At 33.8% G+C, this 26,046-nt stretch carries 24 protein-coding genes; 2 read left to right on the plus strand and 22 right to left on the minus strand.

The window, feature by feature from the left end; genetic code table 11:
* Positions 1-5 precede the first annotated feature (5 nt).
* From dnaX to CHB72_RS13505, 4 genes are all read right to left on the minus strand, one after another.
* On the minus strand, positions 6-1,682 hold the full coding sequence (dnaX, locus tag CHB72_RS13490) for a DNA polymerase III subunit gamma/tau (protein WP_089283403.1): 1,677 nt from the start codon (positions 1,680-1,682) through the stop codon (positions 6-8).
* Between the two features lie 134 nt (positions 1,683-1,816).
* Complete coding sequence (locus tag CHB72_RS13495) at positions 1,817-2,485, minus strand: CvpA family protein (RefSeq protein WP_089283404.1); 669 nt, start codon at positions 2,483-2,485, stop codon at positions 1,817-1,819.
* A gap of 14 nt (positions 2,486-2,499) precedes the next feature.
* Positions 2,500-3,612, minus strand: coding sequence for a DUF5711 family protein (locus CHB72_RS13500; RefSeq protein ID WP_089283405.1), 1,113 nt, complete (start codon positions 3,610-3,612; stop codon positions 2,500-2,502).
* A 105-nt stretch (positions 3,613-3,717) separates the two neighbouring features.
* Complete coding sequence (locus CHB72_RS13505; protein ID WP_089283406.1) at positions 3,718-4,803, minus strand: YkvI family membrane protein; 1,086 nt, start codon at positions 4,801-4,803, stop codon at positions 3,718-3,720.
* A 121-nt stretch (positions 4,804-4,924) separates the two neighbouring features.
* On the opposite strand from CHB72_RS13505, the gene yyaC reads away from it, so the two are divergent.
* On the plus strand, positions 4,925-5,512 hold the full coding sequence (yyaC, locus tag CHB72_RS13510; RefSeq protein WP_089283407.1) for a spore protease YyaC: 588 nt from the start codon (positions 4,925-4,927) through the stop codon (positions 5,510-5,512).
* A 221-nt stretch (positions 5,513-5,733) separates the two neighbouring features.
* On the opposite strand, the gene CHB72_RS13515 is transcribed toward yyaC, so the two are convergent.
* The 15 genes from CHB72_RS13515 to CHB72_RS13585 form a co-directional block, all read right to left on the minus strand.
* Positions 5,734-5,994 (minus strand): YkuS family protein, encoded by a 261-nt coding sequence (locus CHB72_RS13515; protein ID WP_089283408.1) that lies wholly within the window; start codon positions 5,992-5,994, stop codon positions 5,734-5,736.
* A 141-nt stretch (positions 5,995-6,135) separates the two neighbouring features.
* A complete protein-coding gene (locus tag CHB72_RS13520; protein WP_089283409.1) occupies positions 6,136-6,684 on the minus strand; it encodes a DUF4446 family protein in 549 nt (182 codons plus the stop codon).
* A 273-nt stretch (positions 6,685-6,957) separates the two neighbouring features.
* The gene (locus CHB72_RS13525) at positions 6,958-8,100 is read right to left on the minus strand and encodes an aminotransferase class V-fold PLP-dependent enzyme (protein WP_089283410.1); all 1,143 of its coding nucleotides are present in this window, start codon (positions 8,098-8,100) and stop codon (positions 6,958-6,960) included.
* A 127-nt stretch (positions 8,101-8,227) separates the two neighbouring features.
* A complete protein-coding gene (gene rbsK / locus CHB72_RS13530; protein ID WP_278277840.1) occupies positions 8,228-9,103 on the minus strand; it encodes a ribokinase in 876 nt (291 codons plus the stop codon).
* A gap of 13 nt (positions 9,104-9,116) precedes the next feature.
* Positions 9,117-10,133, minus strand: coding sequence for a LacI family DNA-binding transcriptional regulator (locus CHB72_RS13535; RefSeq protein ID WP_089283412.1), 1,017 nt, complete (start codon positions 10,131-10,133; stop codon positions 9,117-9,119).
* A gap of 3 nt (positions 10,134-10,136) precedes the next feature.
* On the minus strand, positions 10,137-11,537 hold the full coding sequence (locus CHB72_RS13540) for an ADP-ribosylglycohydrolase family protein (RefSeq protein ID WP_089283413.1): 1,401 nt from the start codon (positions 11,535-11,537) through the stop codon (positions 10,137-10,139).
* Between the two features lie 15 nt (positions 11,538-11,552).
* A complete protein-coding gene (locus CHB72_RS13545) occupies positions 11,553-12,845 on the minus strand; it encodes an amidohydrolase family protein (RefSeq protein ID WP_089283414.1) in 1,293 nt (430 codons plus the stop codon).
* Positions 12,832-13,770 (minus strand): nucleoside hydrolase, encoded by a 939-nt coding sequence (locus tag CHB72_RS13550; protein WP_089283415.1) that lies wholly within the window; start codon positions 13,768-13,770, stop codon positions 12,832-12,834. The genes CHB72_RS13545 and CHB72_RS13550 overlap by 14 nt, the downstream gene beginning before the upstream one ends.
* Before the next feature lie 13 nt (positions 13,771-13,783).
* The gene (rihA, locus tag CHB72_RS13555) at positions 13,784-14,710 is read right to left on the minus strand and encodes a pyrimidine-specific ribonucleoside hydrolase RihA (protein ID WP_089283416.1); all 927 of its coding nucleotides are present in this window, start codon (positions 14,708-14,710) and stop codon (positions 13,784-13,786) included.
* Entirely contained in the window at positions 14,707-15,639 is a 933-nt protein-coding gene (locus CHB72_RS13560; protein ID WP_089283417.1) for an ABC transporter permease, read from the minus strand. The genes rihA and CHB72_RS13560 overlap by 4 nt, the downstream gene beginning before the upstream one ends.
* Positions 15,640-15,642: 3 nt before the next feature.
* A complete protein-coding gene (locus tag CHB72_RS13565; RefSeq protein ID WP_089283418.1) occupies positions 15,643-16,716 on the minus strand; it encodes an ABC transporter permease in 1,074 nt (357 codons plus the stop codon).
* Complete coding sequence (locus CHB72_RS13570; RefSeq protein WP_089283419.1) at positions 16,709-18,262, minus strand: ABC transporter ATP-binding protein; 1,554 nt, start codon at positions 18,260-18,262, stop codon at positions 16,709-16,711. Before CHB72_RS13570 ends, CHB72_RS13565 begins: the two co-directional genes overlap by 8 nt.
* 193 nt (positions 18,263-18,455) lie before the next feature.
* Positions 18,456-19,571: a BMP family ABC transporter substrate-binding protein gene (locus CHB72_RS13575; protein ID WP_089283420.1), complete on the minus strand. Its 1,116-nt coding sequence runs from the start codon at positions 19,569-19,571 to the stop codon at positions 18,456-18,458.
* A gap of 362 nt (positions 19,572-19,933) precedes the next feature.
* Positions 19,934-20,815, minus strand: a complete 882-nt coding sequence (locus CHB72_RS13580) for a ParB/RepB/Spo0J family partition protein (RefSeq protein WP_089283421.1) — start codon at positions 20,813-20,815, stop codon at positions 19,934-19,936.
* Positions 20,816-21,589: a ParA family protein gene (locus CHB72_RS13585; protein WP_089283422.1), complete on the minus strand. Its 774-nt coding sequence runs from the start codon at positions 21,587-21,589 to the stop codon at positions 20,816-20,818.
* A 285-nt stretch (positions 21,590-21,874) separates the two neighbouring features.
* Between CHB72_RS13585 and CHB72_RS13590 the strand changes: the two genes are divergently transcribed.
* Positions 21,875-22,144 (plus strand): TMEM165/GDT1 family protein, encoded by a 270-nt coding sequence (locus tag CHB72_RS13590; RefSeq protein ID WP_089283423.1) that lies wholly within the window; start codon positions 21,875-21,877, stop codon positions 22,142-22,144.
* A gap of 182 nt (positions 22,145-22,326) precedes the next feature.
* Here CHB72_RS13590 and noc read toward each other — a convergent pair whose 3' ends face one another.
* The 3 genes from noc to mnmG all read right to left on the minus strand — a co-directional run bounded on the left by noc (position 22,327) and on the right by mnmG (position 25,865).
* Entirely contained in the window at positions 22,327-23,124 is a 798-nt protein-coding gene (gene noc, locus CHB72_RS13595; RefSeq protein WP_089283424.1) for a nucleoid occlusion protein, read from the minus strand.
* A 122-nt stretch (positions 23,125-23,246) separates the two neighbouring features.
* Complete coding sequence (rsmG, locus tag CHB72_RS13600; protein WP_089283425.1) at positions 23,247-23,966, minus strand: 16S rRNA (guanine(527)-N(7))-methyltransferase RsmG; 720 nt, start codon at positions 23,964-23,966, stop codon at positions 23,247-23,249.
* A 3-nt stretch (positions 23,967-23,969) separates the two neighbouring features.
* The gene (gene mnmG / locus CHB72_RS13605) at positions 23,970-25,865 is read right to left on the minus strand and encodes a tRNA uridine-5-carboxymethylaminomethyl(34) synthesis enzyme MnmG (protein WP_089283426.1); all 1,896 of its coding nucleotides are present in this window, start codon (positions 25,863-25,865) and stop codon (positions 23,970-23,972) included.
* Positions 25,866-26,046 lie beyond the last annotated feature (181 nt).

Here is a 26,046-nt window from a genome sequence, read left to right on the forward strand (position 1 = left end):
ATTTATTATTCATCAAAAACCTCTAGAAGACCTTCTGGTACCGATTTTTTTAATTTTTCAACAAAAATATCTTCTTCGCTATTTTTCTCTTTCTCAGTTGCTTCATAAGCCATTATAAAGGATAGTTTTAGTTTTTGACCTGTAACTTTTTCTATAACACTAGCAATATATTCTTTATTCTTTTCTTTGTCAAGGGTTTCTCTATGAAACCCATAACCATCTTTAAAGCTAATAATTAAAGTATGTCCTTTTATAGTCTCTAGCTCCCCTTCTTTAAGGATTGCCTCAACTTGAGCTTTTTTATCTCTTTTTATAGCATCTTTTACCTCCTGCCATTGACCTTCTATAGTAGAAAAATCTGGAGGATTCACTAAGTCACCTTCTATCTCTTCCGCCTTGGATGCTTCTGATGCATATTCCTCTTGAGGAACCACCGATAACATCTCTTCCTTTTCATCTACTAGCGCTATATCTTGTTTTTTCTTGGAGATATTGCTTTCAATAGATTTTTCGTAAATATTTCTTGGTGGAGGTGATGCCACTATTTTTTCTAATCGATGAATTCTTTCTACTAATCTCTCTGTAGAGATTTCTTCCTCCTCTTGACATAAAGCAACAATTCCTACTTCTAATAGAATTCTGGGATGTGCTGCATATTTCGCCTTGACTTCTATGTCAGATAAGGTGTAAATGGCTTCAGTAATATCTTTCGTTTTAAATCTTTTGCTCTGCTGCTTTAGTTGATCTAGCACCTCATTAGACATACTTAAGAGCTCTTCTAGTTGAACCTCCATTTTTGCCATCATAAGATTTCTAAAATAATGAATTAAATCCTTTATTAATTGTTGGATATCTTTTCCCTCTCCAACCACTGTTTGCACTAAAGAAATTGCTTTAGATGTGTTTTTTTCAGCAATGGCTTCAACTAATGCGAATAAAATTTCATAATTAACAATTCCTAAAGTATCTATTACCTCTTCTTCCGTAAGTTTACCATCAGTAAAAGAAATACATTGTTCTAAAATACTCAAAGCATCTCTTAATGCGCCACCTGCATTAATGGCGATCATCCTTAGAGCTTTATCCTCCGTCTCTACCCCTAATGCATCACAGATATCTTTAAGTCTTTTTAGCATGTCTTGTGTGGTAACTGCTTTAAAATCAAACCTTTGGCATCTGGACAAAATAGTTGCAGGAAGCTTTTGCGGGTCTGTAGTAGCTAAAATGAAAATAACGTGGTTAGGAGGCTCTTCTAATGTCTTTAAAAGAGCATTAAAGGCACCGCTGCTTAACATATGTACCTCATCAATAATATATACCTTATATCTTCCTTTAGAGGGAGGATATTTTACATTTTCTCTTAGCTCTCTGATATGATCTACACCATTATTGGATGCAGCATCAATTTCTATTACATCCATTATATTTTCTGTTAAGATTCCTTTACATACCTCACATTCATTACATGGATTATAATTCTGGGGATTTAAACAGTTCACTCCTCTGGCAAAAATTTTTGCTGTAGAGGTTTTACCTGTACCTCTTGTTCCAGAAAATAAATAGGCATGAGATATATTTGAGGACTTAATTTGATTTTTTAATGTAGTTGTGATTGAACTTTGTCCTATAACATCTTCAAATATCTGAGGTCGAAACCTTCTATATAACGCTTTATATGCCATGTAAACCACCTTTATTAATTTAAATTATCTTTTATTTTTGTGTATAGATGTTCTCTTAAAATTTAAGTCTAAATGCGTATATCTATAAACAAGGCTTCTTCAGAAGCCTATATAATTATATCATACATCTTCCTCTACAACCATTCTAATAAATAGGAAAGAACATGCTGCGATAGTATTGGTAATAGCGTTGACTCCTGCATCCCCTTAGCCATAACTCCCTCTAGATTCGTCATGGCTATTGGTGTCATAATCAATATAGCAACAACCACAAAAATGAAACCTCTAATAAAACCAGCTACTCCTCCGCCTAAATTATTTACTGTACGCAGTACGGGTAACTCAAAAATTTGATTCACCACATGTCCTATCAACTGAATGAGGGTTCTCACCACAATAAACAAAATAATCATACTAATCATATTAATAAAAAAGGTAACCAACACATCTACAATATGTCCCTTTACAACTTCCATTGTTTGATTAGCATAGGTCTCCAAAGAAATCTCTCTGTATAAATAGTTTTCTAATAAGTTAGGAAGTTTTGAAAACCCTTCTACATTCGACTCCATGATTTCTGGTAAATGAAGTTTAATATTTTTCCCAACAAAACCTTGAACACCTTCAAAAATATAAGGAGACTTCCTAATCCATTGGGCTAATAAAGGATAATAGGTTTTTGCTGTGATAAAAGCTATAATATAGCTTCCTAAACTAAATAAAGTTAATATAAACCCTCTTTTATAACCGCTTAAACTACTCAACCCCAATATAAGGAGTATCAACAAATCAAACCATTTCATATAAACCCCTCTTTCTATCCCTCACTCATTTTCATAAAAGATAACTTTCCTTTAGTTACTATCACTAAATGTCCCTTAGAGAAAACAAAAATTTCTTCTATATCACTGGAGTATTTATATTCCACTTCTAAGTTTCCTCTTTTATCTAAAAAATAGATGGTTCTAGGAGAATAAAAAACAATTGCTTCCTCGTGAATATCTAACCCATTCACTTTTCCATCTATTTGAGATTCACCTATTACTTTACCATTATATTGTAGCACTTTCATCTCTTCCCCTTCCTTTGTATGGATAAGGGGATTTTTCCCAGATTCATCACTATATAAAACCATATGCTCCGTTAAAAACCCTTTAAAAAGTTTAATTTTATCTAGAAATACACTCCATATAACCCTATTGCTTTTATTGATACTAAAAACTTCTTCTTCCTTGACAACAATCATATTCCCTTTTGAATCGTATAAAAAACCTAGTACAAATTGCTCCTCTAAATTATTTGATCCTATCAATTGTCCATCAATATTGTAGGTGAGAAGACGACTTTCTAATACATTATTTGTTACTAACGTATTGATACCTATATAATTATGGGTTTTAGATATAGATATGTTTATAACCTCTCCTTCAGTTAATAAAATATTATTATGTTCTCTTCCTTCTTTATTTAATATTTTTAAATTGGTAATATTTTTTTGTGAAAAATATTGTAGTATAACATAATTTTCTTCACAGACTTCAAAGTTTGCCAAAGCACCTTCTATTGTGTATCTATATACAATCTCTCCATTTTTTCCTATACGGATTAATTGGTTTTTATCATTGTCCAACATATAAACACTATTTGAATTAGTTTTGATAATAGGATTAACAATACCTATATAGGTATGCCATTTTTGTTTTCCTGTCATATCATAAAAATATAAAATCCCATCCCAATACTGAACTAGACCAGAATCTAATTTTTTATAAATTAAATCATCCTCATGTCCTGTTTCTATTTCCTGTAATAAATAAAACTCTTTTTCTACAGTTGTTAAAACACTTTTCACTTGCTTGATTAATCTGGGCCCAATCAAAATTAACATGATTACTATTAATAGAACAAAAACTTTTCTTTTGTTATTCACATCACACCTCCTGTTTCACGGGAAACAAATGTATCTTTTTCTTCTTACCTTATTCCTCATATATTTAAGAAATCCTTTTTCCTTTTCTAAAGAACCCACAGATTTTTAACGTTTTACTAGAATGGTTCCTATAAATAGAAATCCTAAATATCCAAACAAAGGATAAAAAAACGAAACTAAGTTTTTGAAACCTAATGTTGCTAAAGGTATAGCAATGAAACAAATTATTATCGTTACTAAGCCCTCTCGCCATCCGGTCATATAAGAAAATCTCAATATGCATGCATATCCATTTGCTATGGCAGTGGTAAACATTGCTAACAATAAAATCAAGCTATAGATTTGCTTATATATGTTTCCTATAGAATGAGCTATAGCCACCATAGGAACCTCTAATCCTATAATATCGGTATATAAAATCAAAAGACATAATAGAATTAATGAAGCCATAAAACCAAGCACCAATGCTCCAAGTATACCTCCATATTCAGCTGCTCTTTCATCATAAATGAGGGGTAACAAAGATGTCATTACCACCGTAGCACCTATACTGTTATGAGATGCATATACAAAAGCCGACCATATCCAGCCAGTTTTTATTTGGATCATATTTTTTATAGTTATTTCTGTTCCAAATAGTTTTATAGAATCAAAGCTTAAGAAAATTTCTGCATTTAAGTTGCTAAAAAAAAATCGATTGTTTGTTACAACAAAAAATGTCACAACAAAAATAACCCCAATCAATAAAGGCACAATAAGATTATTGGCTTTAGCAATACCATTAACTCCAAAGTTAAAAACTATAAAGCTCAATAAAGACATAACTATTATTCCATAGATAGCAGGAAAACCAAAATGTTCATTCACTATCGCTCCACTTCCTGCCAACATCACAAAGTATCCAACTAACAGTAAAAAAGCTAATATCAAATTAATCCAAGTTAAAATCCTTTTTGAAAAGTAATAGGCTCCAAACTCTTCGAAGTTACGGATTCTTTGTCTATAAACTTTTTTGAGTACTTTTGATGCAATAACCGCCAAGAGAAGGGTTGAAAGCCCTACCCCTAGTATACCAGACATCCCCTGTTTTCCAAAGAATTGCAATATTTCTTGCCCTGATGCAAATCCTGCACCTATAACAGTGCCAATGTAGACACTTGCTAAAGTACTTATAGATTTTTTTCTTGTCATAAAATCCCCCCCTCAAAGTCATTATATTTTTTCATATATGGGGGTTATTCGTAATAAATTGGTATTGAATATATTTTTTTAGGGCAAACTCTAACTATAAATTCCCTAAGGAGGAAAGAACGTGTCTTTAAACCCTGTAGAAGATTCTAATTCAATTCATATTAATAGTAACTTGGCTTCTTTAGATTTTAGCAGTTTATTTATTAAACATATAAGTAAATACTATACTTCCTCCTATAATGAGCTTGTTTTTCTGTGTATTGGAACAGATCGTTCCACAGGAGATGCTTTGGGTCCTCTTGTTGGTCATAAGCTGGAGCGTCCTTTATCAAGACATGATCATATTTATGTCTATGGAACCCTCGCTGAACCTGTCCACGCAAAAAATCTACAAGAGTATATTAATTTAATTAATAAAACCTGTAAAAATCCTTTTATTATAGCTATTGATGCTTGTTTAGGTAGAGTGGATAGGGTTGGATGTATAACAATAGGTGAAGGTCCTTTGACCCCCGGAGCTGGCGTAAATAAGCGATTACCTTCTGTTGGAAATCTTCATATCATGGGAATAGTTAATTTAGGTGGCTATATGGAGTATATGATTCTTCAAAATACAAGGTTGCAGTTGGTGATGAAAATGGCAGATGCTATAGCAGAGGGAATCAAGTTTTCTATTTGGAAAATCAACAAAGAAAAATTATTATCATGATCTTTACTTAAAACTAAATTTATTTGTGAAAAAAATAAAGCTATGTAAATATTCAGGTTGTTGAAAAAGTCTCATATTCTTGTTTATGGATATGTGCTCATAAATTTGAATACATTAAGGGTGAAACCATAGAACCCTGTGTATTGAAATTAACGTATTGAGACCTATATTTACATAGCTTTAAGTTTGTATAGAGGTTTATTGACTAAAGAGAACTGTCTCTAACTAAACAAACTTCCATATCTTCTTGTTTCTATGATATACTGTATCTCCTCTATTGATTTGCTGTTAGCATTAATTAATACAGCACCATAATTATTTGTCTCGCCAGAATCATTTACATTTTTTAAACCTCCATAGTCGTCGGTATAAACAATGGCATCAATATAACCTTGATCTTTAAACCCAACAACCTCATAGCCTTTATCTATTAAAGCAGCTTTTATTTCCTCTAAATTTTCCTGTATAGCTATCCTTTTCAAAAAAACACCTCCTTGGATTATTATGCCAAAAAGGTGTTGATTTCATTCTAAGAAATCTTTTTTTATTTATTCTTCAGTATATTGCTAAGACTCCCTCTTCTATAAATAGACACCGCATAATAGATAGGACAAATTTTTCACCTACCCCTGATCTTTATTACTTCTAGCACCTTTTATTTTGGCTTTGTCTAAGTCATTGGATTTAGCTCTATCTAAAGCTTGTAATTCTTCTACCGAAAGATTGTAATTGGATTTTCCCTCTTTAATAGGTTTTGCATAGGAAATTGTTTCTGTTCTTCCGTGAATGCCTGTTAGAACAATACCATTGTTATTACCATCTAATAGGGCGATCGAGTAACTTAAATCACTTCCTACATCATTAAATGCATTATAACGAACAATTCCTACTTTTTGAATAGAAAAACTTATACGGTTTTCTATTATATCTAGCTTAGAATGCAGGTCTTTGAATTCCTCTTGAACCTCTTCTACTTTATCAATATGTTCCATTAAAACACTTTCTATGTTCTTTCCACTCGTACCTTTTACTAGACGCTTATATTTATCCTTTAGATTAGATACCATGCTATAATTAATGACTAATAAGATGATTAAAAATAAGTTCATAACTAAACTAGTAAAAATAAAGGTTAAAGAGTAAGTATCTATAATAGATAAAATCGACTGCATATTCATTCTCCCCTCGATAGCTATTTCATAATTCTAGTAATAAATTTTGTATAAATTAATTAGAAGTGCAGTTTAATAATATTCTACAATCTTTTATAGTTTCCCTTCTTAATTTTCAAAATAACATCATGTAATTTTTCCCTCTCAACTCTTTATTTTATTATGTTTCTTTTACAGCAAAAAAGAGAAGCATCGCTTCTCTCTATTTATACTCTATTTATACTCTATTCACTTGGATAAACCTTTAAGCTCCCTCTTAAAACACTACCTTTTTTACAATTGTTCACAGATATTTTTTAATGCCTCTAGCGCAGCATTAATCTCTTCTTTTTTTGTAAAGTATCCAATGCTAAACCGCACTGTCCCCTGCTCAAAGGTTTCTATAGTTTTATGGGCCATAGGGGCACAATGTAACCCCGGTCTCACACCTATATCAAACACCTTATCTAAAACATAGCCTATTTCCGAAGAATCCTCATCTCCAATATTGATAGAGATAACCGCCGCTTGTTTTGCTGCATCCTGTACTCCATATATTTTTATTTCAGGAATTTTCTTTAACCCTTCAATAAAATATTGAGTAAGTCCCTCCTCATGCTTCCTAATTTTATCTAAACCCTCTTCTAATATAAATTCAATTCCTGCCGCTAATCCTGCTATGCCTGGAGTATTCGGCGTTCCGCTTTCATATCGATCAGGCAACATCAGCGGCTGTAATAATTCCTGGGATTTGCTTCCAGTTCCTCCCTCTTTAAAATGTCTTACCTCAACACCTTCTTTTATATAGAGTATTCCTGTCCCCTGCGGTCCCATTAAACCTTTATGTCCCGCAGTAGCCAAAAGATCTATGTGAAATTTTTCAACATCTATATCATATACTCCTGCGGTTTGAGCAGCATCTACTAAAAACAAAATACCATGTTTCTTAGCTATTTCCCCAATTTCTTCAATAGGCATAATGGTTCCTGTTACATTTGAAGCATGGGTTGTAACAATCAGCTTTGTATTGGTTTTTATAGCTTCTCTTATAAGCTGAGGATCTAGCACTCCTCTATTATCACATTGAACAATAGTATTTTCTACTCCATTGGCTTCCATTGCTTTTATAGGCCTTAATACAGAGTTATGTTCCATGCTGGTGGTAATAACATGATCTCCCTGATTTAACACTCCTTTTATAGCTAAATTTAATGCATCTGTAGCATTAGATACAAAAATAATCTGCATAGGATCGTCTATATTAAATAACCTGCAAACCAATTCTCTACCTTTATATATAGTTCTTCCTGCTTCTAACGCTAATTTATGGCCTGATCGACCAGGATTAGCACCGTAATTTTTCATGTTGTTTAGAACAGCTTCATATACAATCTCTGGCTTTGGAAAGGATGTAGCTGCATTATCTAAATAAATCACAGAAATCTCCCCTTTATGACAAGCTTTAATTTAATATATATTATAACATATTCTTTCCTATGTATTATGTCATCCCTTTATTATATTATTATAAAATTTTTCTATCCTTTTCTCATCTAAATTGAATTTATTTATAGAAATTTTTCACTTCAGTAATAAAGGGTAAGGAAGTCTGTGCTCCTCTTTTGGTGGTAGATATTGCTCCAACAGCATTGCAAAATTTTAATGCTTCTTCTATCTCTTTACCTTCTCCTAAGGCTATCGCCAAGGCAGCGTTAAAGGAATCTCCTGCTGCGGTGGTATCTATAGCTTCTACTTTAAAGCTAGGCACCTTTAGTTCCTCTTTTCCAAGGAAATAACAACCTTCCTCTCCTAAAGTAACCACAACATTTTTTGCGCCTTTTTTTATTAATTCTCTTGCTGCTAATTCAATATCCTCTATACCAGTCATAGCCGTTAGTTCTGTTTCATTAGGGGTAATATAATCAATGTATTGATAGATTTCTTCTGGTAAATCTTTTGCAGGAGCAGGATTTAAAATCACCTTTTTGTTATTCTTTTTTCCTAGTTTTGCAGCCTGCAGCACAGTATCTATAGATATCTCCAGTTGTAATATGATAAAATCGTTATCTTTAATAATCCCTTCACATCTGTCAATATCCTCCTTCTCAATATGAAGGTTTGCACCAGGATAAACCAAAATCGTATTGTTTCCATTTTGATCAACTGTAATCATAGCATTACCAGATGGGAAATCAACCTTTTTAACGTTTTTAACATTTATACCTTCTTTTTCTAGATTTTCTTTTAATTTATTACCTACTATATCTTTCCCAATAGCACCTATCATTGTAACCTCTGCACCAAGTCTCTTTGCCGCTACCGCCTGATTAGCACCTTTTCCTCCTGGATTTTCTATAAAAGTCTCTACTAAAAGAGTCTCTCCTTTTCTAGGTAGTTCCTTTACTGTGTAAACATAATCCATATTTATGCTTCCTATCACTAATACTTTCAGATCAATCCCCTCTTTTCCAAACAGAGTCTTTTATTACTAGCTCTGGTTCTAATATGATTTTGTTATCTACTGGATCGTTGTCCTTATTGACGATTTTTATAAGTAGCTCCATTGCTTTGTATCCCATCTCATAAATTGGTTGAGCTATGGTGGTTATTTTAGGAGAAGTTACATTGGTTAAAAAAATATTATCGTATCCAGTAATAGATATTTCTCTAGGAACTTTTATTTTTCTGTCATTTAACATTTCTAAGGCACCAATAGCCATAAGGTCATTTTCACAGGCTACTGCAGAAAATTTTTCCTTTAAGTCTAACAATGACTCCATGCATCTTTTTCCTCCACTAAGCTTATAATCTCCCATAAAAATTAAGTTCTGATTTAAAGGTATGTTGTATTTACTAAGAGCACTTTTATAGCCTTCTAATCTACTATGGTTAAACTGTGATTTTTTTTCTCCAGCAATGTAAGCTATTTCTTTATGTCCATTCTGTATTAGATATTCTACGATTTTAAACATTCCTTTTTTCCCATCAGTAAAAATAAAAGGTATATCATCAGATTCTACAATTCTATCCACAAATACAGTAGGTATCTTATGCCGTTTAAATAGTTGTAGATTTTCATCAATAGGATTTAATGTGGAGGTATAGATCATTCCATCTACACATTTTTCCTTCAGTATCTCTATATAGGTTTTTTCTTTTTCAGGATTATCGTCAGTATTGCATAGGATGATATTATATCCATAACTATTGGCAGCATCCTCTGCCCCCCTAACAATTCCAGGAAAAAAAGGATTGTTAATATCAGGCAAAATAAGGCCTATGATATTGGTTTTTTTCGTTATCATACTCCTAGCCAGACTACTTGGGACATAGTTATGCTTTTTCATAATATTTAAGATTTTTTCTCTTGTTTCTAGACTCATACCCTCATTTTTATTATTAATCACTCTAGAAACTGTGGCTATAGAAACATTCGCTTCTCTAGCAATATCTTTTATGGTAAATCTCATTCTTTATTCTCCCTTTTCAGCTTTTTTTATAGCCACAATTGTTAATGCTGCTACCTCGCTGATTTTTAACTTTTCCATCCCTCTTACATAAGTATTTAAATCGTCACCAATGGGTTCTACCCACCTTTTATCTATACCCTTTAAACCATGAAGGATTCCGTAGATGGTTGCAATCTGTGCAGCATTACAATCTACATCCTGTCCTGCCATAGATATAATATGCATAGTCTCATCAAAATCATTTCCTCCAAAATAAAGGGCGATCACTTCTGCTGCCGCATTAGGATAGGCATGAATCCAATTATACTTTTTAAACTTTTCTTCACAGGGCCTCCAAGCATCTTTCCAATGGTGATGTTTTTTACATTGGGTATAGGCAAAATCTATTACAGCGTAATACTCTGAATCCTTTGGAAGCATTTCTATTGTTTTTTCTAATAAAATCCTTACATCTTCTTCAACAAAAGCTAGAGATACTAAGGTTGCATTAAAAATCTCCCCAATAACACCATTGTTATGATGAGAAATAACAGCATCCAGCCAAGCTAGTCTGGCTGCTTCCTCTGGATTTCCAGGTGCCACCATGCCACAGATAGCTCCTCTCATTTGAGCCCCTATCCACTCACGATAATAGTTATTGAATTTTCCACTTAAAGGCGGATATACACCAGATCTTATGTTCTTTAATGCAATGTCTTCCGCTGACCAACCCATGGGAATCATCCCAACCCATTCTTCAGCAATATCTTCAGAGGTAATAGCATATCCCTTTTCATAGAAGGCTTTTAAAAAAGCCAATTCAAAGGTAATATCATCATTGTAAGTGTTTGGTTTTCTTACATAACCCCATATCTCTCCGAAGGTCTTCTCAATATTATCTGTTGTATATCCTTCAATAGCAGTTCCTAAAGCTCCTCCACATATTTGTGCCAACCATCCAGCTAATATTTTCTCTTGAAAAGATTCTCCATCAAAATCAAGTTTAGGATAGTTCACAAAGCTTACTGATCTTTTATAATCCTCCCAATCCTCATACTGCTTATATTGCCAATAATCTGCACTTAGATCTTTTTTTGCCTCATTTAGGATATGATAGATTTTAGCAGATACTTTATTTAAACTTATAATATCCTCCTCTTCCAATGCTTTTAAGCCTTGAGGTATAAGTTTTTCCGCTTCCTCAACATAGTAACCCATGTTCTCCATAGATTGTATAGCACCTATGATAATTCTCTCTGGAGCATAGGAGCCTGGTACATTACTTTTCCATTGAAGCTTTAATTTTGCTACTTCATAGTCTCCTGCAAACTCTGCTCCTTCTTCCCACGTTTGATCTTCTTCCTCTAAAACAACAGGAATAGCATTTTGCATTAATTCATGTTCCATTTCCCAAGCTTTCCTCATCCCTAAGTCCTCCTTTTAATAGTTGACTTTTTTCTCTCCCTTTCCTCTACTTAAAATATCTTGACAGCATTGCTTAAGCCCCTCTTTTATAGCATTATTCATGAACAATACTTCGTTGTTCTTTTTTACAAATTTGCCATCTATAATGGAATGAACTATATTTTTGCTTTCACCACTATAAAGAATGGAGGCTAGAGGATTGTAGACAGGATAGGTATTGCTCTTATGTAAATCCCATATTAATAAGTCCGCAGCATACCCTTCCTTCAAAATCCCAGATTTAAAAGACAGCGCTTCATGCCCCTTCATTAGTATCTGCCACATCTCTTTAAGGGTAAAGGCTCTAGCATTGTCATTTAATTTCCCCAGTAATGCCAGCAACCTTACTTGTTCTAGTGGATTTAAGGTGTTGGAGCTGGCAGCCCCATCAGTACCTATGCATAAGGACAATTCATGAGATTTTTCCCATATCCTCCCAATACCCATCCCTAGCTTCATATAGGTTTTTGGACTTACAGCTATGTAGGTTTTCTCATTTAAGTATTTCCTATCTTCTTCTGTTATCCATAGTCCGTGTCCTATAATAACAGGAATCTCAAATCCTCCCACCTCCTTCAATACTTCAAAAGGAGTTTTTTTATAAAGCTTTAAGCTTTCCTCTACCTGCTCTTTTGTTTCTGATAGATGTATATGAATTCCTACTTCTAATTCTTTAGCTTTTTTAATGATTTTTTTTAACGTGTCTAGGGGACAGGTATAGGGTGAATGGGGACCCATTCTTAGCTTTAGTCGATTGTTTTCATTTCTTCTTTTCTCAATAAGAAGCGTTACACTTTCAAAGCTTTCTTCAAAGTTATCGGTTATTCCAAATAAAGTCGGTGCAATATCCCCTCTAATGCCACTTTCAATAACCGCATCACAAATTGCCTCTGCATAAAAATAGTGATCTGCAAAGGCAGTTACACCATTATCCATCATCTCATGAATCCCTAGCAAAGCTCCATAATAAACATGCTGAGCTGTAAATTGGCTTTCATAGGGAAATATCTCTTTATTAAACCAATCTTCTATATAGACATCTTCTGCTAAACCCCTCAGTATTCCCATAGGAACATGGGTATGTAGATTTACAAAGCCAGGGGTAATGAAGTGATCACTACAATCTAGAACTTCCTGTCCATCCTCTTGGCAATTTTCTGTTATTTTTACTATTTTCCCCTTGAGAATACAGATATTTCTACCATAAGATATGGTTCCCTCTTCATCAATCATGTTAGTATTTTTTAATACAATATCATAATAATTCATAAGTCTTCATCATCTCCTTAAGCATATCAATAAATCTTAATCTATCAACACCTAAGGCTACTTCTACATTGGGGCTGTTTTTCGTGACTTTATTTAAATCCACCACCGTTTTCCCATAGGTGAAGAAGCCCTCCTTTTCAACAGCTACATAATAATGCTTTTTCTGGATAATGGTTGGATCAATCACAGCAGCCACTGCAACAGCATCATGCATGATGGCAGCTTCAAGACCAGCCACTTTTTTCTGAAAGGCCAGATTTTCCTTTAAAATTATCTTTAGAGTTTCAGAAATCACATTTTTCCTAGAAGTAAGGTTTTCTATATCCTCTTCATAAAGAAGTGCTTGATGGGTTGCATCTAACCCCACCATGGTTATAGGTATCCCAGACTGAAATACAATATCTGCCGCCTCTGGATCTACATATATATTAAATTCCGCCGAAGGAGTGACATTCCCTAAAAAACAAGCCCCTCCCATTAAAGTGACTTTCTTGATTTTTTTCTTGATATCAGGATATTTTATCAATGTGATAGCTATGTTGGTAAGTGGTCCTAATGCTATTATTTCAAGTTCACCATCCCAAGCTTCAGCTTCTTCATGAATAAGATCCCAAGCCTTCTTTTCATAGAACTTCAGCTTACTTTCCTTCAACACTACAGGTCCTAACCCTGTTTTTCCATGGACTTCTTCAGCAGTTTTTAATGATCTTAGTAATGGTTTGGGAGCTCCCTTTGCTATTTTTGCATTTTTCCCTATATGGCCTACTAAATCCAATGCATTTCTTGTAGTTCTATCTACATTTACATTTCCAGCTATAGTTGTAATGCCTCTAACATCTAAAATCTTCTCCTGTGAGAAGGCTAAAAATATGGCTACTGCATCATCAATTCCTGGATCCGTATCAATAATTACAGGTGTTTTCATAGCTGTTCCTCCTTTATTGGTAGAATTTCATTGCCTCAACCAACATGTCAACAAATTTTTCTCTATCAATATCAAAAGCAACCTCTGCATTTTTTTCCTTTTTTAAAACATCATGATAGTCCACCACTGTTGCTCCTAGTGTATGGATTCCTGTTGTTTCAATATCTACATGGAGTTTTTTTGTGTTTATAATGGTAGGATCGATCACCCAAGCTACTGCACATGGGTCATGAAGAGGACTTCCTTCAAAACCTGTGTCCATGTGGAACTTGGCAAAAAACTCTAGAAGCTCCGCCACCATAACAGCTACCTTCCCCCCTACACTTCTAATTCTCTCTATATCTTCCTCATAGATTAAGGCCCTATGGGTTACATCTAGTCCACACATGGTAATAGGTATCCCTGACTTAAAAACAATATCTGCTGCCTCTGGATCTACTAGTATATTAAACTCTGCCGCAGGACTCCAATTTCCACCAACGCAAGCCCCTCCCATAAGAGAAATTCGCTCGATTTTATTCTTCAACTCCGGATAACATAAAATAAACTTCGCTATATTTGTTAAAGCACCGGTTGGAATTAAAGTAATCCTCTCATCACTTTCCCTCACAACCTTTGCTATAAGCTCTATGGCAGATAAATCTACTGGTTTTAAGGTAGCTTCTGGCAATTCAGGACCATCTAATCCACTATCTCCATGAACTTCTGGGGCAGTGATTAGCTCCCGCATCAAAGGCTTCTCAGCCCCTCTAGCAACAGGTGCTTCTATATTGGCAAAGCTTAATACCCTTAAGGCATTATTTAATGTTTTTTCCTGGGTTTGATTTCCTGCAACAATCGTTACTGCCTTTACCTCCAGTTTATCACTAGCAAAGGCCAATAAAAGGGCGATGGCATCATCATGCCCAGGGTCACAATCCATAATCACTGGTTTCTTCATACCTGGTTCCTCCTATATTTCTTAATTTTGTTGTTTTGTTTTATCGAATAAATGACTAATCCCAAAATAGTGGTTACATAGGGAATCATTTGTACAAACTCTGCTGGTACCCTTAAGGATTGCATCACATTAGATAAGGCATCTGCAAAACCAAATATTATAGCTGCCAAAAATGTTCCTAAAGGAGTCCCTCTTCCCATAGCTTCCGCAGCAAGGGCTATAAACCCTCTTCCTGCCGTCATATCTCTGGAAAACCAAGAAACGTAGCCCATTGACATATAAGCTCCTCCTAAACCTGCAAGGGCACCACTGATCATTAACGCCATGTACTGTATCCTTCTTACACTGATCCCTACTGAATCAGCTGCATTTGGAGTTTCTCCCACTGCTCTTATTCTAAGCCCCAAAGGCGTTTTATATAAAAACAGATGAATTAAAAATACACATAGTAAAGAGACATAGGTCAAAATATTATGTCCTGATAAGATTTCTCCTAACACAGGTATGCTATTGATCAATGGAATAGAAATTTCTGGCACCACCTTGCTCTGTAGTGATACAGAAATACCCTTGTCTTGTGCCGCTAAAAACAATAGAAATACTGTCCCTCCACTGGAAAAGAGATTAAGCGCAATCCCCGTCAAAATAATATCAGATTTAAGGTTTAAGGAGAAATAAGCTAATACCAAAGATAATAAAACTCCGGTAGCAACTGCACATAATACTCCTATGAGTACACTTTGGGTAAAGGCACTGGAAATCACCCCCATTAGAGCTGCAAAAAGCATAATTCCCTCTAATCCTATATTAATAACACCTGCTTTATCTGATATGATGGCTGCTAAAGATGCGAATAGTATGGGGGTTGTTACCCTTAAGACTGAGTAGGCAAAACTGGTTGAAAATATGATCGGCAATAAATTTTCCATCTACTATCCCTCCTTAACAGCAAGTTTTTCTTGAGAATTTTTAATAATTCTTTTATGTTGCCATTTTGCCAAAAATCTTTTTGCTGCTATTAATACAATAATAATTGCTTGTATCGCAGATATAACTTCACTTGGAACATCTGTCATTCTTGCCATGATATCTGCACCTACCCTTAGATAAGCTAAAAAGAAGGCCGCAATGGGTACAAAAATTGGATTATTTCTAGCTAATATTGCAATAATAATTCCGTCAAATCCATATCCTGGCAAAGCAGACCATTGAAATCTTTGGTACATCCCCAGTATTTCTGTAGCACCTCCTATGCCTGCTATCAAACCGCCTATAACCTGAGAATAGATGATAACTCTTTTCGTATTGATACCAGAATATTTTGCAAAACTTTCGTTTAATCCCGTCATTCTTAAAGCATAACCCCATTTTGTTCTATACATAAATAAATAGGTGAGGGCAATAAATAATATAGCAATAAATAGACCAGAATGAATTCTTGTTCCAGCCAATATTTTCTTTAACATAGCTGTCTCAGGAAACACATAAGAACCAATCATGCCAGCATTAGGATCTCTTATGGTGCTTTTCATCATATATAATCCTAGGTATAAACAGACATAGTTTAGCATTAAAGAGGAAACCAACTCATTGGCATTCCATTTTACCTTTAAAAAACCCGGAAGTAAACCAACAAGACCTCCAACAACGCCTCCAAATAAAATAGCTGCAAAAGGATGTATTCCCGCTGGGAGAAGAAATTTAACCGCTATAAAGGAAGCCGCCACGCCACCAACATAAAAAGCTCCCTCCCCGATCATATTAAACTGCTTTGCCTGAAACATAACACACACCGCTAAGCCAGAAAAAACGAAGGGAATCGTCATCTCTATTACGTTTCCAAATCGTCTTATGGAGGAAAAGGGACCTGTTAAAAAAGAGGTTAAGGCATCTACTGGTTGCTTACTTACTAATAAAATAATAAGTAGTGCTAGCGTCATTGCCATCAAAATTGCCACAAAGGTTCTTATGATCTCAAATTGTGTTTCAATTTTTTTATTACTCATTCTCAACCCTCCTTTTTTCCTCGAAAACTTGCTTCTTTATTCCTAGCATGTACATACCTAACTCCTCTTCCGTAACCTTAGTGCTATCTTCAAAAGAAGCTACTACTTCACCACCATACATTACCAGCAAACGATCACTTAATTCCATCACTTCATTTAAATCAGAAGATATCAATAAAACGCCAACACCTTCATCTCGAAGCTGAATCAATTTTTCATAGATAAACTCAATAGCACCTACATCTATTCCTCTAGTTGGTTGGTTGGCTATGATAATTTTGGGGGATGAGGAAAATTCTCTTGCAACAACAACTTTTTGTATATTTCCCCCCGAAAGCATTTTCACCGGCTGTTGTCCATTATCGCATTTCACTTTATAATCATCAATAAGCTGTTTAACGAGGGATTGTATTTTTCTTATTTTTAGGAGCCCTTTATTATTAAGATCTTTATTATCAAACCTATCAGAAATAATGTTTTCCTCAATAGAGGCAAACTCTGCAACCCCATAAGTCATTCTATCCTCTGAGATGTGGGAGATGCCTAAATCCCTTATTTGTTTTATCGTTAAATCCCTAATTTCCTTATCACAAATAACAATACTGCCTTCATCATATTGATCTAGTCCTGTAATCAATTCTATTAATTCTCTTTGTCCATTACCTTCAACTCCAGCTATTCCTACAATTTCTCCTTCTCTGACAAAAAAACTTATTTTATTTAATATGTTTTTCCCCATAACATCTATATGGTTTACTTCTTTTACCTTTAAAACAATTTCCTTAGGTTTTGCTGGTGTTTTATCAATTTTTAAAACAACATCACGGCCTACCATAAGCCTTGATATTTCTTCCTGGGTTACATCCTTGACATGGTGTACTCCTACACTTCGTCCACCTCTTAATATAGTGATCCTATCACAAATTTCTTTTATTTCTTTTAATTTATGGGAAATAAAAATAATAGTATGTCCTTTTTCTTTCAAGGTAACTAATTCTTCGAACAATTCCTTTGTTTCCTGTGGTGTTAAAACTGCTGTGGGCTCGTCCAATATTAAAATCTCTGCTCCCCTAAGAAGTGCCTTTAATATTTCTACTTTTTGCTTCATGCCTACTGGTAAGTCTTCTATTTTTGCCTCCGGATCAACAATAAGGTTATACTTTTTAGAAATCTCTTCCGTTATAGCTACTGCCTTTTTAAAATCAATGAAGCCATTTTTTCTTGGTTCTATTCCCAACACCATATTCTCTGCTATAGTTAAGGATGGAACTAGCATAAAATGTTGATGTACCATGCCTATCCCATTTTTTATAGCTGTTGTAGGGGAATCTATTTTTATGGCTTTCCCGTTAATAAAAATTTCTCCCTCTTCAGGGGTTTCAAGTCCAAAAAGCATTTTCATAAGCGTACTTTTTCCTGCACCATTTTCACCCATTAAAGCATGGATTTCTCCTTCGTTTACAGAAAAATTTACATCTTTATTTGCTACTATACCATTGGGATATACCTTGGTTATGTTTTTCATTAATAATATTTCATTTCCCAAGTCCGTCACCTCAACTTTAAAGTTCTATTTAAAAGATATGCACTGGTTCACCAGTGCATATCCTAAATCCCTTGAAAAACCTCCACCTTTTGGCTACTTCTAAAAGCCAACCCCCTTACGTACTTTTTTTATATACTAGGGTCATCAGGTTTTTTGTATCTCGAATGTAAATATTTTTGAACAAGCTATTTCTTTATGGCTTTACTGAATTTCTTATTTCATCTAATTTATTTGTATCCATTCCTATAGCAGTATCAACTTTTATCTCTCCACTAATGATCTTAGCAGATATCTCCTCTACTAAATCTCTTAATTCTTGTGGAATATTCTTATCATAATATTCATTTTTAGCCAATCCTATTGATTCTTCATTTAATCCCAAAGCCTCCGCTGTACCCCAAGGTAATTTTCCCTCAATCTCTAACTCTATGGCTCTAACTAGAGATTGATCTACTCTTTTTAGAACAGATGATAAAATTAATTCAGCCTTTTCATTATCTGAGCCCTTGAAAATCATAGCTTGGTCTGAATCAACGCCTATAGCATATTTCTTTTCACTTTTAGCTGCATCTAGTGCCCCTAATCCAGCTTGAGATGCGACAGGAAATACCAAATCTACTTTTTGATTGTATTGAGCAAGTGCCATTTCTTTTCCTTTGGCACTATCAAAGAAATCTCCTATATAAGAAATAGCAATTTTTATCTCTGGATCAACGTATTGAGCTCCTTGAATATAACCAACAAGGAAGTCATTAATAACTGGTATATCCATTCCTCCAACGAAACCTATCATTTTTTCAGGGTTTGCTAACTCCATATCGGAAGTTGTAATTTTAGCCGCTAAAGCTCCTGCTAAAAAAGACCCTTCGTTTTGTTTGTAGTTAATAGAATAAATGTTTCCAAAATTTCCACTACTATAATCCACTGCCGCATCAAATAATATGTATTTCTTTTCTGGATATTCTGGTGCTATTTTTTCTAAGTACTCTTGCATTTGCCAGGTTCCAGAAATAATGATATCCCAATCCTCTTCAGAAACATCTGCTAGAGTTGGCTCCCATTTCATCTGATCTGGACCCATTTCGATTACCTTTGTTATAGCTCCAAATTTTGATTGAATTTCCTTAGCCCCTTCGTTAGCTGAATCAAAGAAGGATTTATCTCCTAAATTACCATTTAATAATACCGCTATTTTCAATGGTTCTTCTTCACCTTCCGTACTAACCTCTGGTGCTTTTGTGCTACAGCCCGTTAATGCAAGTGATGCCACCATGATGATTACTAAAACAAACATAAACATTCTTTTCATTTTTTTCCCTCCACTTTTCGAATATTTCGAACTTTAAAAATAGATTTTGAGCAATTTTTTGTTTTTAAACAAGAATTTTTGCTCCTTCCTAGAAAACTTCTGCTTCCTAGAATCCCCCTAGCACTATACTTACTAATCACAACTTTTGTTTGATAAAATACTTACGTAAACGTTTTACGTAAACGTTTTATTAAACTTTAATTTAATTATATAAAAAAATAAGATAAGTATCAATGTTTTTTTTACATAAAATACTAAATATTAAAAAACCTCTCAAACAGCATTTTTTCATTCTTTTATGGCTGTTTCAAGAGGTTTAATTTTATTGTTAATATCTTATAGATAATATTTCATGTGAAACATTAACTGCTTGTTTCCAATAGGCTTAATATTCTTTCTAAGTCTCCATCATTATAATACTCGATCTCAATCTTTCCTTTTTTTCTGCCTTTTGTTATATTTACCTTTGTTCCAAAAAAACTTTTTAAATCTTCTTCAAACTTTATAAGCATAAAATCCTTCTCTTTTTTATTTTCCTTCTCTTTTTTCTTAGAATTAGAAAGATTTCTCATTAATTCTTCTACTTGACGAACATTTAAATGTTCCTCTTCAACTTTTTTAGCAATTTCATATTGCCTATCACTATTATCAATGCTTAACAAAGCTCGTCCATGTCCAGCAGAAATTTTCCCCTCCTTTATCATGCCTATAACTCGGTTATCTAATTGCAATAATCTTAAAATATTAGCTATATAAGGTCGACTCTTTCCTAAAGCTTCTCCTAATTGATCTTGTGTAACTTGGTAAGTATCAATGATATATTTATAAGCTTTTGCCTCCTCCATAATATTTAAATCTTCCCTCTGGATATTTTCTATAAGAGATATTTCCATTAATTGTTGCTCATTATGTTTTTTAACAATGCAAGGAATTTCCTTTAACTCTGCATTTCTAGCAGCTCTCCATCTTCTTTCACCAGCGATAATCATATAGCCATCTTCTTTTTTTATTACTACAATCGGTTGTATTAATCCGTGGAGTTTTATTGATTCTGCTAATTCTTGTAGTGCCTCTTTGTTGAAATCTTTTCTAGGCTGATGTTCATTAGGAAATATTTTATTAATGTTAATGTTCTTTATACTATCTTCAGTTACTATCTCTTCAACAATATCTACCCTGCTAAGTTGTGGTATTAGAGCTTGCAGGCCTTTCCCTAACCCTTTTTTCTTAGCTGCTTTTGTCATCTATATCACATCCTCTTCCAGTTCTATAAATTCCTCCGCCAATTCAAGATAAGCTTCTGCCCCTTTAGATTTGTTATCATAGTAAATAATAGGTTGTCCATGACTTGGAGCCTCTGCAAGCCGAACATTTCTAGGTATAATGGTAGTATATACCTTTCCTTTAAAATAATTTTTCACTTCATCTACCACCTGGATTGATAAATTAGTTCTTCCATCAAACATACTTAAAACAACACCTTGAACCTCTAAACTAGGATTTAAACTCTGTTTTACCAACTGAATGGTGTTCATTAATTGGCTAACTCCTTCTAGCGCGTAATACTCACACTGAATTGGTATTAAAACACTATCTACGGCTGAAAGAGAGTTTATTGTTAATAATCCTAAAGAAGGAGGGCAGTCTACGAAGATATAATCATAATCCCCTCTAATTTCATTTATAGCTTTTCTTAACTTTCTTTCCCTATCATTAGTAGAAACCAATTCTATTTCCGCCCCTGCCAACTCACTACTAGAAGGTATTAAATCAATATTTTCATATTCTGTTTGTATAATTATTTTTCTAATATTTACCTCATCAATCATCAAATCATAAATACTATATTCTAGTTGTGTTTTATCAACACCAAATCCACTGGTTGTATTACCTTGAGGGTCAATATCTATTACACATACCTTTTTACCTTTGTTGGCAACACATGCACTCAAATTAACATTGGTTGTTGTTTTGCCAACGCCTCCTTTTTGGTTGAAAATTGCTATTACCTTGGCCATTAAGTCTGCCCCCTTTAAACTATTTGTTATAAATTTTCATATTATTAAGTTTCTAAAAAATTTTAAATTCTCCTTTTAAAATCAAGAAAAACTTTGTAATTTTCTGATTTTTATTTTAAAGTATAAATACTTTTACTATTCCTTGATAAGAAGGTGTTTTCTCTAAGATATAACATTTTACTAATAATACGGGTTGTTAGAGAATATAATTACTTATAGCCAACAAGAACTAAGGAAGTATTTCTACAAAATGCCTATTAAGAGGATCCTTGAGGAGGCTTAAAAATGCTAAGAATTATAGTAACAACTTTTTTTATTGTATTTGTTGCAGAACTAGGAGATAAAACACAACTTCAAACTATGCTTCTTGCTACACAATCTAGATCCATCTGGCCAGTATTTATTGGAGCTTCTTTAGCCTTAATACTTAGCTCTCTTATTGGTGTATTTGCTGGAACCTTTTTAAGTAAATATATCCCTACCCACTATTTACAAACAGCTGCTGGTATAGCTTTTGTTATTATTGGTATTTTAACTTTAAGTGGTAAAATTTAAAGTTTATTAACTTTAATGTTAACTTTAAAGTCTCATTCAATAATAGATATTACATAACTTCCATCCATTAGTTAGAAAAGTAGATAACCCAAATCTTTGATTTGATGTCAGTCACTTTCACAAAGTGCAAAAAGATTACTACAATCTCTAGTAATCTTTTTAAGGTTTATTTCTTTTTAAGGTTATGCTTTAGGAATTTTAACCGTTACTTCTATAAAATCCCCTTTATCTACTTGTTTGAATTCAGCATTTCCTTGTTTGTCTTTAATAGCTTCGTAAGCCTGTTTAATCGTATTAATGTAAATCCTATAGTTCATGAAGCTCTTAATGTTTTGTTTATGCTTAGGTTCTTCCTCCGCAGTTAACTCCTCTAACATGCTTTGTATAAATTCTTCTGTTTTTTTAACATTATAATCATTTTTAATGATTTTATCTAAGACCATAAGCCTTAATTCTTCATCTGGAAGCTTTAGCAATGCTCTTCCATGTCTTTCTGTTAAATTATGTTCTAACAGTTTTTGTTTTATCTCGTCCCCTAATCTAAGAATTCTTAATTTGTTTGCAATAGTAGATTGATTCTTCCCTATCCGAACAGCCAATTCCTGTTGTGTTAAGCCATGATCTTCGATTAGATTAGCATAACCCTCTGCCTCTTCTATAAAGTTTAAATCTTCTCTTTGTAGATTTTCAATAATAGCTAAAACCGCTGAATCTTTATCATTAAACTGATTATTAACAATGGCTGGTATGGTTATTAAGTTGGCTAATCTTGCCGCTTTTACTCTTCTTTCTCCTGCTATTAATTCAAATTTTCCTTCTCCTATTTGTCTAACACTTATAGGCTGTAATACGCCATATGACTTTATTGATTGACTTAGCTCTTGAAGACTTGTTTGAGAGAAGCTTTTTCTAGGTTGATAGGGGTTGGAAATAACAGAATCTATGGATATTTCAAGAACTTTTTTTTCAGCATTACTCATCCCGATCCCTCTTTTCTTTAAGGAATTTCTATGTATTACTATTTCTATAAAAATATATTGTCTCCTTCTAAAGTTAATGGGAAAATTTTTTTTTTCGTTTTACAAAATTTTATCTTTATAAACTATTTTATAGGATTTTTAGTAGGTAAACCTGCTTTTCTTGGATATTTTGTCGAAGTTTGTTTAGTTTTTTCTATAAGTAGTATAGAATGGGTGATATCACTAAAGGGTAAAGTTATATCTTCTTTATCTACTATCTTTCCTCCCAATACCTTTATAGCTTTTTCTGCTTCAAGTAACTCTTCTTGTAGAGCTTTACCTTTTTGACAAATAAAGTACCCCCCTACTTTAACAAAAGGGAGACAGTACTCTACTAATATATTTAATGGAGCTACAGCTCTTGCCACTGCATAGTCATAAGTTTCTCTATATCGTTTCTCTTGTCCGTAATCTTCAGCTCTACCATGGATAAATTCTACCTCCTCTAGTTGCAGTTGAAGGCAAACCTCTTTTAAGAAGTTAATTCTTTTATTCAAGGAATCTAATAAAGTTAACTTTAATTGAGGAAAAATAACTTTAAGAGGTATACCAGGAAATCCTGCCCCAGTTCCTACATCAATTAATTTACCATTATTTCTTAACTGCTCTATTTTTACGCAGGAGATAGAGTCAAGAAAATGTTTAATAATCACTTCCTTTTCTTCTTCTATCGCTGTTAGATTCATTTTTTGGTTCCATTCCAATAGTATATCTTTGTATTTCAATAGTTGATGAATTTGTTTTTCTTCAATCTGTGCTCCTAATTCTATGCTTCCTTCTTGCAAAAGCTTTTTCAACTCCATTTTTTATTCACTACCCCCTCTTTGCCTTCTTTTCTGTTCTAAGTAGACCAATAGCACAGAAATATCAGCAGGTGAAACTCCTGATATTCTAGAAGCCTGTCCCACAGAAAGAGGTTTAATATTATTTAACTTTTGTCTTGCCTCCAGTCGCAATCCTTCTATTCCATTATAATCAATTTCTTCACTAAGTTTCTTATTTTCTAGCTTTTTAAATTGATCTATTTGCTTTAATTGCTTATCAATATAGCCTTCATATTTCACTATAATTTCGCATTGCTTTGCGGCGTCTCTTAAGATTTCATTAGACCTATTTGGATCGATGGCTGTAATATTATCATAGGAAATTTCTGGTCTTTTTAACAAATCATAAAGACTTATCCCAGTCTTGATAAGGGCACTATTTAATTTCTCCAAAAGAAAATTTGCTTTTTCAGGTGAAACAATAGTGCTTTTTAATCTTTCCATTTCTTCTTCTATTTGCTGTTTTTTATTTAAATATTTTTCATATCTATCTTTTTTTGCTAAACCAACCTCATATCCCTTTGGAGTTAACCTCAGGTCAGCGTTATCTTGTCTTAATACCAACCTATATTCTGCTCTAGAGGTCATCATTCGATAGGGTTCATTGGTGCCTTTGGTAACTAAATCATCAATCAATACCCCTATATAAGCTTCTGACCTATCTAAAATAAAGGGTTCTTTCTCTTGAAGCTTTAATACCGCATTAATTCCTGCCATCAAACCTTGGGCAGCTGCTTCTTCATAGCCTGAGGTCCCATTAAATTGTCCAGCACTGAAGAGATTACTAATATGTTTTATTTCTAAAGAAGGCTTTAACTGAGTAGGATCAATACAATCATATTCAATAGCATAGGCTGGCCTCATAATTTTTACCTTTTCAAGTCCTACTACCGTCCTTGCCATAGCCTCTTGTACTTCTTCTGGGAGACTTGTCGACATTCCCTGTAGGTACATTTCCTTGGTATCTAGTCCCTCTGGTTCAATAAATAATTGATGAGAGTGTTTATCTTGAAAACGAACCATTTTATCCTCAATAGAAGGACAATATCTTGGTCCTACACTTTCCATATCTCCCCTATACATAGCTGAGCGATTGATGTTTTCCATAATGATTTTTTGTGTTGCTGCTGTAGTACGGGTTAACCAGCAAGGTTGTTGTTCAATCTCCAGTTTATCATTTAAAAAGGAAAAGGGTACTATCTCTTCATCTCCTGCATGGATAGACATTTCAGAGAAGTCAATAGTATCCCTGTGAATTCTAGCAGGGGTTCCTGTCTTAAATCGCCGCATATTGCAGCTTATTTCCTTCAACTTTTCAGAAAGATATTGAGCAGGAAATAAACCATTAGGTCCTGACTCATAGTTTACTTCTCCCATATATATCTTCCCTCTTAAATAAACCCCTGTTGCCAAGATAACTGCCTTCCCATAATATACAGCCCCAGTCCTCGTAACTATACCCTGAACTCTATTCTCCTCCACAATTAAATCAACAACTTCTCCCTGCCTTATATCTAAGTTAACTTCATTTTCTAAGGTTTTTTTCATTTCTATATGATATCTTGATTTATCTGCTTGAGCTCTTAAAGAGTGTACTGCTGGTCCTTTAGCCGTATTTAACATTTTACTTTGAACAAAGGATTTATCAATATTGATTCCCATTTCACCTCCAAGAGCGTCAATTTCCCTAACTAAATGTCCTTTACCAGTACCACCAATAGATGGATTACATGGCATCATAGCAATAGCATCCAATGTTAAAGTTAATATTAATGTTTTACATCCCATTCTTGAAGTAGCAAGTGCAGCTTCACAGCCGGCATGTCCAGCTCCTACTACAACTACATCATAATTCCCCGCATCATATCGAATATCCATTTCCTATACCTCCATAAACTGTATGAATATGTCCTTACATATCTTTACTTTAATACACTAAGGGCTACAATTCAGAGGAAAAAACCATCCTCTAGATAAACAAACTAAGTGACTGCCACAAAAGTTGAAGTGCAAACTTTTGTCCATCTACTTATAGATAAACAAACTAAGTGATCGACTT

This window comes from Anaerovirgula multivorans (assembly GCF_900188145.1).
Lineage (GTDB): Bacteria > Bacillota > Clostridia > Peptostreptococcales > Natronincolaceae > Anaerovirgula > Anaerovirgula multivorans.

What these genes read in the sequence shown, in the direction of transcription:
- dnaX (WP_089283403.1), bottom strand. Translation starts at nt 1,682, where the DNA reads ATGGCATATAAAGCGTTATATAGAAGGTTTCGACCTCAGATATTTGAA.
- CHB72_RS13495 (WP_089283404.1), bottom strand. Translation starts at nt 2,485, where the DNA reads ATGAAATGGTTTGATTTGTTGATACTCCTTATATTGGGGTTGAGTAGT.
- CHB72_RS13505 (WP_089283406.1), bottom strand. Translation starts at nt 4,803, where the DNA reads ATGACAAGAAAAAAATCTATAAGTACTTTAGCAAGTGTCTACATTGGC.
- CHB72_RS13520 (WP_089283409.1), bottom strand. Translation starts at nt 6,684, where the DNA reads ATGCAGTCGATTTTATCTATTATAGATACTTACTCTTTAACCTTTATT.
- CHB72_RS13535 (WP_089283412.1), bottom strand. Translation starts at nt 10,133, where the DNA reads ATGAGATTTACCATAAAAGATATTGCTAGAGAAGCGAATGTTTCTATA.
- CHB72_RS13540 (WP_089283413.1), bottom strand. Translation starts at nt 11,537, where the DNA reads ATGAGGAAAGCTTGGGAAATGGAACATGAATTAATGCAAAATGCTATT.
- CHB72_RS13545 (WP_089283414.1), bottom strand. Translation starts at nt 12,845, where the DNA reads ATGAATTATTATGATATTGTATTAAAAAATACTAACATGATTGATGAA.
- CHB72_RS13550 (WP_089283415.1), bottom strand. Translation starts at nt 13,770, where the DNA reads ATGAAAACACCTGTAATTATTGATACGGATCCAGGAATTGATGATGCA.
- rihA (WP_089283416.1), bottom strand. Translation starts at nt 14,710, where the DNA reads ATGAAGAAACCAGTGATTATGGATTGTGACCCTGGGCATGATGATGCC.
- CHB72_RS13560 (WP_089283417.1), bottom strand. Translation starts at nt 15,639, where the DNA reads ATGGAAAATTTATTGCCGATCATATTTTCAACCAGTTTTGCCTACTCA.
- CHB72_RS13565 (WP_089283418.1), bottom strand. Translation starts at nt 16,716, where the DNA reads ATGAGTAATAAAAAAATTGAAACACAATTTGAGATCATAAGAACCTTT.
- CHB72_RS13575 (WP_089283420.1), bottom strand. Translation starts at nt 19,571, where the DNA reads ATGAAAAGAATGTTTATGTTTGTTTTAGTAATCATCATGGTGGCATCA.
- CHB72_RS13580 (WP_089283421.1), bottom strand. Translation starts at nt 20,815, where the DNA reads ATGACAAAAGCAGCTAAGAAAAAAGGGTTAGGGAAAGGCCTGCAAGCT.
- CHB72_RS13585 (WP_089283422.1), bottom strand. Translation starts at nt 21,589, where the DNA reads ATGGCCAAGGTAATAGCAATTTTCAACCAAAAAGGAGGCGTTGGCAAA.
- CHB72_RS13590 (WP_089283423.1), top strand. Translation starts at nt 21,875, where the DNA reads ATGCTAAGAATTATAGTAACAACTTTTTTTATTGTATTTGTTGCAGAA.
- noc (WP_089283424.1), bottom strand. Translation starts at nt 23,124, where the DNA reads ATGAGTAATGCTGAAAAAAAAGTTCTTGAAATATCCATAGATTCTGTT.
- rsmG (WP_089283425.1), bottom strand. Translation starts at nt 23,966, where the DNA reads ATGGAGTTGAAAAAGCTTTTGCAAGAAGGAAGCATAGAATTAGGAGCA.
- mnmG (WP_089283426.1), bottom strand. Translation starts at nt 25,865, where the DNA reads ATGGATATTCGATATGATGCGGGGAATTATGATGTAGTTGTAGTAGGA.